Below are 12,929 nucleotides of genomic sequence, written 5' to 3' on the forward strand. Positions count from 1 at the left end.
AGTCACACCTTCTGCACTTCGCGGCGGCCGAGCAGCCCCTGCGGCCGCAGCCACAAGACCAGCACGAGCACGCCGAAGGCGATCACGTCACGGTAGGCGGAGCCCTGCGGCACGTACCCGGCGGCGAACTCCTCGACGAGCCCGATCACGAGCCCGCCCACGAAAGCACCGGGGATGCTGCCGATTCCGCCGAGCACCGCCGCGACCAGCGCCTTGAGCCCGGGCAGGAAGCCCATGCCGGCGGCCGCGAAGCCGTATTTCTGGGAGTACAGGATGCCGGCCAGCGCCGCCATGATCGAGCCGAGCACGAAGGTGGTCGAGATCACCTTGTCGACGCCGATGCCCATCAGGCGGGCGGCGTCCTTGTCCTGCGCGGTGGCGCGGATGGCCCGGCCGATCGGCGAGAAGCGCACCAGGGCCCAGAACGCGGCCGTGGCGAGCACGGCCACCCCGAAGATCACGATGTCGATGGGCTGTACGCGAGCGCCGAGAACGCTGATCGCGTCACCGAGAGCGGGCGCGGGCACCGGTGACTGCGAGGCGCCGAAGAGGAAGGTGCCCACCGCCCTCAACAGCATCGAGACGGCGATGGCCGTGATCAGCATCGACAGGATGGGGGCGTTGCGAAGCGGCTTGTAGGCGATCCGTTCGATCAGGAGGCCCACCAGCGCGCCGACCAGCAGGCCGACGCCGATCGCCGCCCACTGCGGCAGCGCGGGGCCGGCGAAGTCGGCGCCGGCGATCTGGGTGTTCGCCGCCGAGGCGACCAGCGCCCCGAAGGCACCGAACATGAAGACCTCGCCGAAGGCGAAGTTCACCATGCCGAGCACGCCGTAGACGACGCTGAAGGAGACGGCCAGCAGGCCGTAGATCCCTCCGACCGCGAGGCCGTTGATGAGCGTTTGGGTCATGATCCCTGGTTCTGGTTCGGAAGGAGCGGAAGGGGCGAGGACGGTGGCGGGGCGCCGCGGGGGACGCGCCCCGCCACCGCGTTCTCACTCGGCGACGAACGCGCCGCCGTCGACCTTGAGGAACACCAGCTCACCGAGGCGGTCGCCGCCGTCGTCGAAGCTGATGTCACCGGTCACTCCGGCGAAGCCGTCGATCGCGGCGAGCGCCGTGGCGACGTCGGCGCGGTCGGTGCTGCCGGCATCCGTGATGGCCTGGGCCACCACGTTCGTGGCGTCGTAGGCCAGGGCCGCCCAGGAGGACGGGTCCTTGTCGAACTTCTCGTTGAACGCGGCCACGAAGTCGGTCGCGGCCGGGGTTCCGGCAGCGGCGGAGAACGCCGAGTAGACGGTCATGCCCTCGACGGAGTCGCCACCGAGCGAGACGAGGTCAGGGCTGACCGCGCCGTCGGTACCGTAGATCGGCAGGTCGGATCCGCTGGACCGCAGCTGCGTCGCGATCTTGGCGGCCTCGGTGTAGAAGCCGCCGATGAACACGCCGTCGGGCGAGTCGGCGAGCGCCGTATTGATCAGGGTCGCGAAGTCGACCGTGCCCAGCTGGTAGGCCTGCGAGCTGGTGACCGTTCCGCCGGCCTCCTCGAACGCGGTGCTGAAGGCTTCGGAGACGCCCTGGCCGTAGTCGTCCTGCTGGTAGAGCACGGCGACCTTCTTCGTGCCGCCGTCGTAGACGTGTTCTCCCATCGCAGCGCCCTGGTAGGCATCCGTGAACACGTCGCGGAAGAACACGCTGCTGGCACCGGTGAGCTCGGGCGAGGTGACCGCCGAGGCGACGACCGGCAGGCCGCACTGGTCGTAGACCGGGAGGGCCGCGAGCGCGACCGACGAGAAGCTGTAGCCGAGCACGGCGGCGATGGAGCTGTCGTCGCAGAACTGCTGCGCCACGACCGGGCCGTTGGCGGGCGAGCCCTCGTCGTCGGCCGAGACGATGGTCACCTGGCGGCCGTCGATGCCGCCGGCCGCGTTGATCTGCTCGACGGCGAGGTCGACGCCCTCGCGCATCTCGAGACCGTAGCTGGCGAAGTCGCCGGTGAGGGTGGCCGTGTAGCCGAGGGCGATGTCGCCGCCCGACGACGAGCCGGCGTCGGATGCGCCGGCGTCGCTGGAACAGGCGGCGAGCGAGAGCGACAGCGCCGCGACCGCGGCACCGGCGACGAGGAGGCGGCGCGCGGGGCGGGCGCCGGAGGTGCGTCGGATCATGTCAATCAACCGTTTCTATAGTGAGGACGTTCTCGAAGCAGTGGTTGCCGGCGAGGGCCGCGACGCCGATGGTGGCGCGCCCGCCGAGGCCGGCCTCGTTCCCGAAGAGCTCGAGGAACAGGTCTGTGGCACCGCTGGAGATGAGGTGGACATCGGTGAACCCGGGAGCGACGGCCACGTAGTTCAGCGAACCGACGAGGCTCTTCACCCGATCCAGGCTCCCCAGGGCGAGCCGGATGGTGGCGAGGCAGTTGAGGGCGGTGAGGCGGGCGGCCTCGTACCCCTCCTCCACGCTCACCTCGGCGCCGAGGCGCCCCGCGTGCTGCGGGTCGCCCTCGTGGCCGGGTGCGTCTTCCACATGACCGGAGAGGAACAGCAGGTTCCCGGTCTGGTGGAAGGCCTTCATCGAGCCGTAGGAGAGGCCGTGGTAGGGCACGGCCGCGTAGTCCGGAATGGCGAGGCCGAGTTCGGCTGCGCGGGTTTCGAACGACACGGATGCTCCTCGGGTTGGTGCGGGTGGGGAATTTCGGATTGGTGCTTGTTGCTTGCTAAATCGTGACACCATACTGAAAGTAATTCCATCGACAGACGAAGGTTTTACGTGCTCGTAACAGAGCCGACCTACGGAATCCGTTGCCGATTGACAGAATCATGTTCGATTCCGGCACGATCAGACCCATTCAGCAATCTCGAGCGATTCGGAGACACCCATGTTTCATCTCGGCTGGTTCGTCGGCAACGGCTACAGCGTGCAGTCCTGGCGGCGCGACTGGGCCGGCACCGACAACGACGACTGGTGGTCGCCGAGCCTGTACTCCGATGCCGCCCGGGCGCTCGAGCGCGCCTGCTTCGACTTCATGGTGTTCCAAGACGGCCTGATGGTGCCCGACATCTTCGGCGGCGACATGCAGGCCGACCTCAAGTACGCCCAGGAGATCCCTCGCTCCGACCCCACGGCGATGGTGGCCGTGCTCACGCAGGTCACCAAGAACCTCGGCTACATCCCCACCATCTCCACCTCCTTCTACCCGCCCTTCATGGCGGCACGGATGCTCGCCACGCTCGACCAGCTCTCCGGCGGCCACGCGGGCGGCAACCTGGTGACCTCGGCGAGCGACCGCGCGGCGCAGAACTTCGGCCTCGAAGGCCATCACGACCACGACCTCCGCTACGTGATGGCCGAGGAGTGGGCCGATCTCGTGACGCAGCTCTGGGACTCGTGGGAGCCCGGCGCCGTCGTCATGGACACCTCACGGGGCGTCTTCGCCGACTACACGAAGGTGCGCCCCATCCACTTCGAGGGCGAGCACTACTCCTCGCGCGGGCCGCTCAACACGCCCCCCGGGCCGCAGGGTCGCCCGGTCATCTCGCAGGCCGGCGGCTCCCCCGCGGGCCGCGAGTTCGGCGCGCGTTTCGCCGACGTGATCTTCTGCGTGCCCAACGGACTCGACTCGATGAAGGCCTACCGGGCTGACATCCACAAGCGGATGGAGGCGTACGGCCGGGCGCCCGAGGAGTGCAAGATCCTGTTCATGGTCGACCCCATCATCGGCGAGACCGACCAGATCGCGCGCGACATCGCCGCCGCCCGGGCCGCCGCCAAGACCACCGACGAGTACGTCGAGGAGCACCTCTCGGTGATGTCGTACTTCAGCGGCATCGACTTCTCGGCCTTCGACCTCGATCAGCCGATGCCGAACCTCGACGGCAAGGTGAACGCCCAGCAGAGCACGATGGCGCGCTACCAGAAGGATGCCGCGGGCAAGACCCTGCGCGAGCTCGTGATCGAGCACAACATGGTGGCCACGATCGACCTCGTCGGCAGCGCCGACACCGTCGCCCGCAGGATGGGCGAGGTCATCGACGAGGTCGGCGGCGACGGATTCCTGCTCTCGGGCCCGCTCAACCGCAAGAACCTGGCCGAGATCACCGACGGCCTGGTGCCCGCGCTGAAGCGGCGTGGGCTCACCCGCTCGTCGTACACGGGCGCCACCCTGCGCGACAACCTCCGCGAGTTCTAGGCGCCGGCGGTCGAGGCTCGAACGCGGAGATCGATCGTGAAGGGCTCGACGATGGGGGGCGCATCCGGAGCCGTCGCGGGCGGCGCGGGCGCAGCATCCGGCGCCTGCTCGCCGAGCGGGGCGGGGGTGAGGGCTGACAGCAGCAGGCGGGCGCAGCGCATGCCGAAGTCGCGGGCGTGCAGGTCGATGGCGGTGACCGGGGGGTCGCACATCTGCATGGCCAGACTGTCGGCGTAGGCGCTGACGAGCACGTCGTCACCCACGTTCAGACCCAGGGCACGGGCGGCCGAGACGGCGCCGACCGCCGATCCGTCGGGGGCCGAGACGATCGCGTCGGGGCGGTCGTCGGAGACCAGCAGCTCGGTGGCCACGCGGCGCACGTCGTCGGGCATGAAACGGCGGCTCGATTCGCGCACGAGCGGGCGGATGCCGCGAGCGGCGCACCAGGACTGGTACGACTCGAGCAGGGAGCGCCCCCAGGTGGTGTTCGTGGCCGGCGCGATCAGGGCGGGGCGGCGGGATCCGCGCTCGTGCAGGTGGTCCATCAGCTGCGCCATGCCGAGTGAATGGTCGGAATAGACCGTGCCCCACGGTGCCGGCAGGGCGGCGGGCACGACCTCACCCGACACCACGGGCAGGCGGCCCTCGAGGATGCGGCGCACGGCGGCGTCGTCATCCGGCGGGTCGATCAGGATGAAGCCGTCGACGTGGGCCTGCACGGTTCCGGTGGTCTCTGATCCGGCCACGATCGTCACCGACTGCCCGCTCGCCGAGGCCACCTCCACCACGCCGAAGATGAAGTCCATGTAGTACGCCAGGCCGTTGGTGCTCTCGGGCAGGTAGAGGCCGATCGCGCCGGCACGCGCCCGGCGCAGGTTGCGGGCGCCGAGGTTCACGGCGTAGTCGAGCTCGGCGGCCACGGCCCGCACGCGGACACGCGTCTCGTCGGAGAGGCGTCCGGTGCCCGACAGCGCGAACGACACCGTCGCGCGCGACACCCCCGCCGCGCGCGCCACGTCTTCGAGGGTCGCAGCGCGTCGACGATTCACGCTGCGACGCTACCATCCGCCCGCTCAGTCGCGCGGAGGGTAGCCGTCGGCGGGGTCGAGGGTGGGGCGCGCCGCCGCGCCTTCGCCGCGTACGGCGGGGGTCACCGTGCGCGGGTCGGCGAGGAACGCGTGCGACCAGGCCACCCAGTCGCCTCCGGCGGCGTCCAGACGCGCGAGGTGCGCCCGCGTCGGCAGCATCACGTGCGGGCCCCCGTCTGCGAGCCCGGCGAGCACCTCGCGCGGCTCGAGCCATTGCGCGCCCAGGATCTCGACACCGTCGACGGCCTCGCTCACCGCGCCCGCGGCAGCCGGAGCCTCGGCGGCGTAGAACCAGGTGTCGAATCGCTTGGGCTGCACCTCGGGCGTCAGCCAGCGGGAGAGCGGATGCAGCAGCCCGAGGTCGATGCGCAAGCCCGTGGCCCGAAGCACCGCGAGCAGCCCGTCGCCCGCGCTCACACCCGCGGCGTCCAGTCGCTCGGCGGCCTCCGACCCGTGACCGAGCAGCAGGTGCGTCTCCTCCCACAGTTCACGCGCGGCGGCCACCCGCCGGGCGCGCTCCGCGACGTCGAGCCCGCCGGCCTCGCCCCCGTCGCCCGCCCCATCGGGCACGCCGATGCGCCCGGGCACATCGACGAACTCGAGCCACCCCTCGTCGGAGTCCTCCGCATCCACCACCCCGCCCGGAAACACCAGGGCCCCCGGAAACGCCCCCACCGACCCGCGCTCCACCATCAGCACGGCCAGTGGATCGCGCCGCACGAGCAGCACCGTCACAGCGGCCCGCGGAACAGCAGCGCTCGTCTCGCTCATCCCTCCACCCTGCCAGAGGCCGCCGCCCGCCCATGCCGCGAGCCGCGCATGGCAGAGCTCCACGGGGAACGCGCCGGGCGGAGAACCACCGCGACGCCGAGTCCGGGCGCGTTCCGGGCGTCAGCCGTTGGGTGCACCGCACGCCGGGCACGCGAGCGGTCGCATCGCGCGCTCCCAGGCCCCGACGAGCTTGTCGCCGGCATCTCTCATCAGGATGCGGAACCGCGGAACCGATTCCCGGATCCACGGAGTCGCCCACGATCCCAGCCAGGCGACGAAGCGATCCCAGGTGTCGGCCACACGGATGAGCATGGTGGGCACACTGTTCTTCGTGAAGGTGCTCGCCCAGTCCAGAGCCGCTCCGGCGAGTGCGCCCATCAGCATCGCCACGAACGTCTCAGCCCAGAACTGGCCGGACTTCATGTCTTCATTGTTGAAGTGCGCCTGCAGAACCCGGGCCACGAGTGCGGCCATCGCACCCGCTACCGCTTTGCAGGTGATCGAGGCGACCCCGCCCGTCAGCGAGACGGCCGCCGCGATGCATCCGTAGAACGCCAGCGCCGAGGTGGCAGCGGTCGCGGCGACGATCCCCGCCGTCTTCATCACCTCGCCCCACGAAGCCGCGCGGATCGAATCGGTCTTGACCCTGACCGTGATGGCGTAGGGCTCGAACGTGACGGTCCCCGTGCTGCCGGAGTCGGCAACCCGCGAGATCCACGAAGCTCCCGTGGCGGTGAAGGGCACGGTGCCCCCCGGGGCGGGGTTCGCGGTGGTGTACGAACGGATGAAATCCTCGACCCGGGTGCTTCCATAGAGGTCGGTGAACTGCTTGCGGGCTTTCCCGCTGTCATAGGGGAATCCTGTCGTGGACATGGTGTACACGAGCTCGGACGGCGTGGCGGAGGCCGACTGCACCGGGGCGAGCGCGTTCGCCCCGAGAATCACGGCGGTCGCTGTGGCGATCGCCACCAGCCTGTGCAGAATGCGCGAGCGGCGCTCCGGCCGCGGGGAGGAGATATGCCCCGCTCGAGAGCGCAACGGTGGTGTGCGAAGGAGAATCGTCATAGCGACACCATCCCAGAGCCATATTTCGGACATCAAGTCCAATAAATGGTAATAGGCAATTCTTTACAGGATGTTCACCGACTGGAAATCCCCATGGATGCACGACATCCACGACTACAACGGGCAGAGAGCGATCCGCGCGGCGGACCTCTGGGAACCGTTCAGCAGGCTCATCCACCGCGGCGGCGAGGCCACCAGGATCGTGGATCGCCACGGATCTCTGCTCTACGAAGACTTCGACGACGGGGAGCTCGCCCGCCCCGAGGTCGATCGGGGCCGGCTGCGGGACATGCTCCTCGACTCGCTGCCCGACGCGACGGTGCGTGGTCGAAGGTGCGCGCACGGGTGTCGCCGGCATCCCCTGCCTGCACGGGCATCTCTTTCATCGAGACCGACCTCTTCGCCACATCAGCCGATCATCCTGCCCAGGCGGGACTCGTAGGAGACAGCATGCTCTTCGACGCCGCATCCGCGAGGCATGCGGTGCTGAGCCTGCTCGAAGGATGGAGCGAACCGATTCGAGGGCTGGTACGCGATTCGGATTGCCCGCTCGTCCCCCGCCGGATAAGCGTGCTCGCCGCCTGCCTCGCCACGACCGCAGACACAGAGGCCGCGCTTGCCGACTACGAGGCCGAGCTGTTCCCCCGCTCGGCCGAGGCGGCGGCCGAGTCCGCGCGCAATCTCGACGTGATCTTCAGCGATCGTTCCCCTCAGACCCTCGTAGAACTGTTCGAGAGCTTTCGCCACGACTAGACGATTCCTGGGCGGGGCGGCCCGCAACACCAGCGTTCGTCTCGCTCATCCCTCCCCTCGGCCAGAGGCTGCGACCGGCCCGTGCCGAGAAGCGCACATCGGGGCACGATGGATGAATGCGTTGCATTACTTATGCCGGTGGCACCCTTCTCACCACCGATGATGTCGCCGAGCACCTGATCGACCTCACCGCAGCCCTGGCCGACAGGGGGAAGGCGAAAGCGGTCGAGATCCCGATCGTGCCCGAGAACGGCGAGGGCCCGCGCACCGCCGAACTGGTCATCGGGGTCGGCAACGACGTGCTGTCGGTGCCGCAGGACTGGGACGGCGAGGAGCCCGATTTCTCGGCCGACGCCGCCCGTCTCGAAGACCTGCTGAAGAAGCAGACCCCCACTGCGACGGCCGTGGTCATCCCCGACGACGAGGCCGCCGATTACTACCCCGAGGACTACCCGGTCTGACCGGGCGACCTCTCGAACGCTGAACGTCGGCAGCTTGGCTGATCCGCCGGCCGGCCGGGCTCAGCGGAACGAGCGGCCCGCGTCGGAGCGCAGCGCGGCCGCGAAAGCCTCGGCGGCGAGCCGCTTCTGACCCTTGGCGCTCAGCTGCGGGTCGCGCATGTCGAAGCGCACGGAACGCGAGCGGCGATGCACGAGCACGGCCACCACCGCTCCGGCGTCGGGCGGCCAGAAGTCGATCACCCAGCGCGGCTCGCCGATGCGGGCGCGGCGCACGGTGCCGTCGGCCTCGCGAACGTCGGCGGCCCAGGCGCGGGTGGGGGTGAGACCGTCGCTGCTCATGCGCACGATGTGCACGAGCACGATGGTGGCGGAGGCGGGCTGCCATTTCTTCGAGAACATGATCGTGGCCTCTACTTCGCTGCCGGCGTGGCCGGGGTGGGGGTGGATGAAGGTGCGGGCTTGGCGGCCGGGGTGGGCTTGGCTGCCGGGGCGGGCTCGGCTCCCGGGGTGGGCTCGACTGACGGCATGGGTTCGGCCGTGGGCTTGGCCGCCGGCGCCGGGCTGGGCGCGACTGACGGCGTGGGCGACGGACTCGGCGTCATAGCAGTCGGCATGTGCGTCGGCGACGGTGTCGGCGTCGCGGTGGGCTCGGCAGCGGTCGAATCCGTGTGCGCCGACTTCGCCGAATCCGACGACGAGGGAGCCGTCGACGGCACCGCGTTCTGCACGGGAGGCAGCGGCTTCACGATCGTCGCCGTCGCCGCACTGGTCTTGCTGAGCGTGGCGAAGCCCGCCTTCGTGGCCGTCACGGTCACCGTCAGCTTCGCTCCGGCATCGTTCGCCGTGAGCAGGCGCGTCGCCGAGGTGGAGCCGGTGATCACGGCCCCGTTGCGCATCCACTGGTAGGTGAACGTGGCGCTCGAGGGCGCCCAGCCGGCCACGCTCGCGGTGAGCTTCTGCCCCACCGTGGTGGTTCCGCTGATCGTCGGCGTCACGCCGGTCATGGTGCCGCCCGTCACCAGGGCGGTGGGCGCGCTGGCCTTCGTGACGGTGGTGTAGGTCTTCTTCGCTCCCGTGACGGCGACCGTCAGCGTTCTGCCCGCATCCGCACCGGTGACCAGGTAGCTCGCCTTGGTGGCGCCGGGGATCGAGACACCCCCGCGCTTCCACTGATAGCTCAGTGTCACGGGTGCCGGGCCCCAGGCGCCCGGGTTAGCGGTGAGCGTCTTGCCCACCTTCGCCGTGCCCGAGATGGTCGGAGCCGGGGTCGCCGTGAGCACCTTCGGATTCACGGTGATGGTGACCAGGGCCAGCTTCGACAGCCCGCCGTGGTTGTCGCTCACGCGGTAATAAAAGGTGTCGGTGCCTACGTAGCTCGGGTCGGCCTTGTAGACGAACGCCCCGGTCTGCTGCGCCGACATCGTGACGACGCCGTGCGCGGGACCGAACAGCGGCATCGAGGATGCGGTCAGCTTGTCCTTCTCCGCGTCGGTGTCGTTCTTCGTCAGGCCCGATCCCGACACGGTCATCGTCGAGCCGACCGTGGTGGTGTAGGTGTCGGGCACCGCCACGGGTGCCTTCTGCGCCACCACGGTGATCATGATGGCCGCCTTGTAGGGGCTCACGGCGCCGTGCTCGTCGATGTCGTCGTACATCAGCGCATCCGTGCCGGTGTAGCCATCATCCGGAACATAGGTGAACGAGCGAGCCGGATCGGAGCCCGCGAGGGTCGAGAAATCCGTGCGGTAGCCGTGCACGGGCATGGTGATCTCGTTGAGGTACACCTGGTCGTGCTCGGCGTCCTTGTCGTTGCACAGGAAGTCGGTGACCTTGATGGTACGCGGATGGTTCTGCACCACCGTGACGGCGTCGCCCCAGACGATCGGCTGCGTGTTCGGCACCGACCCGGCGAGCACAGGCACCTCGTCGACTCCACCCGGGGTGGGCACCCAGGCCGGGCAGCCGTTCGACACGGGCGCGCCAGGTCCGCCCGGAACCTCGTAGACGTCCTTGGGGTCCGCGAATGCGGCGCTCGGCGCACCGACGGCGATCGCACCGCCCAGCACGGCCGCGAACACGGTGGCGGCGGTCAGGCGCAGACGGAGGGAGCTGGTGTCGAAGGGCTTACTGGTGGAGGGCATGGGGTCTTCTTCGCTTTCGTCATCACCTCGTTCTGAGGCACGACGCGAGCGTATGGGCGGCCCTGCACCCACCATCACCGTGCCCGCTACGGTAATCGCCACCGCGACTACGGTGGGCCATCGCGATCCGGTTTCAGCTGTCGGTGAGCATCCGGATGAGCAGGGCGACCATGAGATCTTTCTCCTTCGGATCGCTCATGGCGACCATGAGGGTTATCGCGGCCAGCGCGTTGTTCGTGATTCGTGAACCGCCCGTGGTCTCCAGCAGTCCGTTTCGCGCCAGGAATGTGACGAACAGGGCGGCAGCGGAGCGCTTGTTGCCGTCGGAAAGCGGATGATCCTTGACGACGAGGTAGAGCACGTTCGCCGCCTTCTCCTCGACGGTGGGATACAGATCCTGCCCGGCGAAGCCCTGATAGATGGCTCCGATCAGCGATGACAGCCCGCGCCACATCGGGCGTGAGCTCCCAGCCGGGGATTTGCCCCGGAGCAGCGTCGATGTGGCGCTCGTCGTAGTCGCGCAGCAGAGTGAGACCGGGTAAGAAATCGGCCAGGACATCGGCGACTCCCGAGACCAGCTCGTCACCGGAGCGGGACAGGATTCGCACGATCGAGCCGAGTTGCTCCAGGCGCTGCTCGTTGATGGCATAGCCACGCACCAAGTAGTCATGCAGACGCTGCGTGGCCCAGATGCGGAACTGGGTGGCTACAGCGCTCTTGACGCGGTAGCCGACCGAGATAATCAGGTCGAGGTTGTAAAACGGGATCTCGCGGGTGACTTGGCGTGCCCCCTCGGTGCGAACCTGTCGGGATCTCCGACAGGTTGCCGCCTCGTCGAGTTCGCCCTCTTCGTAGACACGATGGATGTGTTCGACGATATTGGTGCGCGAGCTGTGGAACAGCTCTGCGATCTGCTGCTGACTCAGCCACACGGTCTCGGCGTCGAGCCGCACCTCGATCGCCGGAGACCCGTCCTCTCGCTGGTAGAGAATCACCTCTCCAGAGCGTTCGTCCGTCATGGGAAACACCTTTCACACCGGTGACGGTCGCGCAGGGAGCCCGAGAAGGCGCGGTGGATCCGGTCGGTCTCACCGTACAGTCCGGCACCGACACTCCGTCTCGCCAGGTGCGGGAACGACAAAACCCCCGGGTCGGCTGAACCGGGGGTCCTGTGTGGTGGAGCTACGGGGATTCGAACCCCGGACCTTCTCATTGCGAACGAGACGCGCTACCAACTGCGCCATAGCCCCGCTGACGTCGAAACGACAACCCCGAAAGTCTACGACGAAACCACGTCCGAATGCGAACCGGCTGCGCTACTGAGGCCCCTCGCAGGACTGCAGGGCGGCCACGCCCGCCGACAACGACGCCGGCCCGCCGAGCAGCGTCACCTTCTTCGCTCCCAGCTCGGCGATCTCGACCAGGATGCCCGACGGCACGCAGTCGCCGTGCACCACGAACAGCGGCGACTTGAGAGCCCCCGCGTAGGCGGCGCCGGCCAGGGCATCCGGGAAGTTGCTGCCGGTGGCCAGGAAAACCCGAGCCGGTGCCGTGCCCGTGAACGCGTCGTGGTTGATGGCGAGGGAGGCCTCGAACCGGTCCGCCCCGGCGAAGCGCTTCACGTCGTCGGTGATGCTCCGCAGATAGGCCTCGATGCCGGGCGAGACCGAATTCGGGCCGCCGGCGATCTTCACGGAGACGTTGGCGTCGCGCGTGGTCAGGAAGGACTGCGTGGCTCCGTCGAGCGTCGGCTTGCCGCCGTCCACGAGCAGCACCGGGGTATCCGCCGCACCGCCGGCGGACCCGGCCGAGAGCGCGTCGGGGAAGTTCGCGCCCGTCGCGATGTAGAACTTCGACGCCGCCGTGCCGAAGGCGTACGTGATGATGTTGCGGGAGGCCTCGTAGCGGTCGGCTCCCGCTACCCGGTTGATGGCCGGATGCGTTTGGTCGGGATTGATGATCGCCCCGATCTGGGTCTCCACGGCCTTCGAAACCGAGTTCACGCCGCCGACGATCACCACGAGCTGTGGCGCGAGTCGTTCGATCTCAGCCAGCACCACCGCCGGCAGCGAGTCCTTCGTGGTGAGCAGCAGGGGAGCACCCAGATGCACTGCGGCGGGGGCGGCGCTGAGCGCGTCGGGATAGTTCTGCCCGGTCACCAGGAACACCACCGGCGATCCGCCGGGCTTGGACGCCTTGGAGATGTTCACCGCCGCCTCGTAGCGGTCGGCTCCGGCGATGCGATCGACCGTGGGCCCAGCGGCATCGGCGGCTTCGGCGGCCGGCGCGGCAGGCGCTGCGACGGCGGCACCGGCGAAGCCTCCGACGCTCACGGCGGCGGCCAGCAGAGCGGCGAGAACGATGGAGCGGGTGGAACGGACGGCGAAAGTCATGGAATCCCCCTGGCGACGAGCGGCGGCGCAGCGGTGCGAGTTTAGGCCCGCCATCCGCTCACCGCAATGCT

14 protein-coding genes, 1 tRNA gene and 1 pseudogene are annotated in these 12,929 nt (G+C 69.0%); 4 read left to right on the forward strand and 12 right to left on the reverse strand.

Annotation, left to right across the window (positions count from 1 at the left end; genetic code table 11):
• Positions 1–2 precede the first annotated feature (2 nt).
• The 3 genes from Q0D75_RS09620 to Q0D75_RS09630 all read right to left on the reverse strand — a co-directional run bounded on the left by Q0D75_RS09620 (position 3) and on the right by Q0D75_RS09630 (position 2,658).
• On the reverse strand, positions 3–911 hold the full coding sequence (locus Q0D75_RS09620) for a branched-chain amino acid ABC transporter permease (protein WP_291052414.1): 909 nt from the start codon (positions 909–911) through the stop codon (positions 3–5).
• Between the two features lie 84 nt (positions 912–995).
• Positions 996–2,165 carry an ABC transporter substrate-binding protein gene (locus Q0D75_RS09625; protein ID WP_291052417.1) on the reverse strand — a complete coding sequence of 390 codons (1,170 nt, stop codon included), beginning with the start codon at positions 2,163–2,165 and terminating at the stop codon, positions 996–998.
• A gap of 1 nt (position 2,166) precedes the next feature.
• A complete protein-coding gene (locus Q0D75_RS09630; protein WP_291052420.1) occupies positions 2,167–2,658 on the reverse strand; it encodes a RidA family protein in 492 nt (163 codons plus the stop codon).
• 217 nt (positions 2,659–2,875) lie between these two features.
• Here Q0D75_RS09630 and Q0D75_RS09635 point away from each other — a divergent pair, with 217 nt between their 5' ends.
• Positions 2,876–4,186 (forward strand): NtaA/DmoA family FMN-dependent monooxygenase, encoded by a 1,311-nt coding sequence (locus Q0D75_RS09635; RefSeq protein WP_291052422.1) that lies wholly within the window; start codon positions 2,876–2,878, stop codon positions 4,184–4,186.
• Here the strand turns inward: Q0D75_RS09635 and Q0D75_RS09640 are convergent.
• The 3 genes from Q0D75_RS09640 to Q0D75_RS09650 all read right to left on the reverse strand — a co-directional run bounded on the left by Q0D75_RS09640 (position 4,183) and on the right by Q0D75_RS09650 (position 7,014).
• A complete protein-coding gene (locus Q0D75_RS09640; RefSeq protein WP_291052425.1) occupies positions 4,183–5,235 on the reverse strand; it encodes a LacI family DNA-binding transcriptional regulator in 1,053 nt (350 codons plus the stop codon). The two genes, Q0D75_RS09635 and Q0D75_RS09640, sit on opposite strands and share 4 nt — an antisense overlap.
• Before the next feature lie 24 nt (positions 5,236–5,259).
• Complete coding sequence (locus Q0D75_RS09645; RefSeq protein WP_291052429.1) at positions 5,260–6,045, reverse strand: hypothetical protein; 786 nt, start codon at positions 6,043–6,045, stop codon at positions 5,260–5,262.
• A 120-nt stretch (positions 6,046–6,165) separates the two neighbouring features.
• Positions 6,166–7,014, reverse strand: coding sequence for a hypothetical protein (locus Q0D75_RS09650; RefSeq protein ID WP_291052431.1), 849 nt, complete (start codon positions 7,012–7,014; stop codon positions 6,166–6,168).
• A gap of 166 nt (positions 7,015–7,180) precedes the next feature.
• On the opposite strand from Q0D75_RS09650, the gene Q0D75_RS09655 reads away from it, so the two are divergent.
• The 3 genes from Q0D75_RS09655 to Q0D75_RS09665 all read left to right on the forward strand — a co-directional run bounded on the left by Q0D75_RS09655 (position 7,181) and on the right by Q0D75_RS09665 (position 8,324).
• Positions 7,181–7,552 carry a hypothetical protein gene (locus tag Q0D75_RS09655; RefSeq protein ID WP_291052434.1) on the forward strand — a complete coding sequence of 124 codons (372 nt, stop codon included), beginning with the start codon at positions 7,181–7,183 and terminating at the stop codon, positions 7,550–7,552.
• An 8-nt stretch (positions 7,553–7,560) separates the two neighbouring features.
• Positions 7,561–7,863, forward strand: a complete 303-nt coding sequence (locus Q0D75_RS09660) for a hypothetical protein (RefSeq protein ID WP_291052435.1) — start codon at positions 7,561–7,563, stop codon at positions 7,861–7,863.
• 116 nt (positions 7,864–7,979) lie between these two features.
• On the forward strand, positions 7,980–8,324 hold the full coding sequence (locus Q0D75_RS09665; protein WP_291052438.1) for a hypothetical protein: 345 nt from the start codon (positions 7,980–7,982) through the stop codon (positions 8,322–8,324).
• A 60-nt stretch (positions 8,325–8,384) separates the two neighbouring features.
• On the opposite strand, the gene Q0D75_RS09670 is transcribed toward Q0D75_RS09665, so the two are convergent.
• The 6 genes and pseudogenes from Q0D75_RS09670 to Q0D75_RS09695 form a co-directional block, all read right to left on the reverse strand.
• Entirely contained in the window at positions 8,385–8,723 is a 339-nt protein-coding gene (locus Q0D75_RS09670; RefSeq protein ID WP_291052440.1) for a hypothetical protein, read from the reverse strand.
• A gap of 11 nt (positions 8,724–8,734) precedes the next feature.
• The gene (locus Q0D75_RS09675) at positions 8,735–10,465 is read right to left on the reverse strand and encodes an Ig-like domain-containing protein (protein ID WP_291052443.1); all 1,731 of its coding nucleotides are present in this window, start codon (positions 10,463–10,465) and stop codon (positions 8,735–8,737) included.
• A gap of 133 nt (positions 10,466–10,598) precedes the next feature.
• Entirely contained in the window at positions 10,599–11,024 is a 426-nt protein-coding gene (locus Q0D75_RS09680) for a Fic family protein (RefSeq protein WP_291052445.1), read from the reverse strand.
• A gap of 121 nt (positions 11,025–11,145) precedes the next feature.
• A pseudogene (gene rhuM / locus Q0D75_RS09685) lies at positions 11,146–11,484 on the reverse strand (RhuM family protein); the annotation flags it as partial.
• A gap of 155 nt (positions 11,485–11,639) precedes the next feature.
• Positions 11,640–11,715, reverse strand: a tRNA-Ala gene (locus Q0D75_RS09690).
• A 66-nt stretch (positions 11,716–11,781) separates the two neighbouring features.
• Positions 11,782–12,858 carry a cell wall-binding repeat-containing protein gene (locus tag Q0D75_RS09695; RefSeq protein WP_291052448.1) on the reverse strand — a complete coding sequence of 359 codons (1,077 nt, stop codon included), beginning with the start codon at positions 12,856–12,858 and terminating at the stop codon, positions 11,782–11,784.
• Positions 12,859–12,929 lie beyond the last annotated feature (71 nt).

It is taken from the genome of Herbiconiux sp. (assembly GCF_023264855.1).
Lineage (GTDB): Bacteria > Actinomycetota > Actinomycetes > Actinomycetales > Microbacteriaceae > Herbiconiux.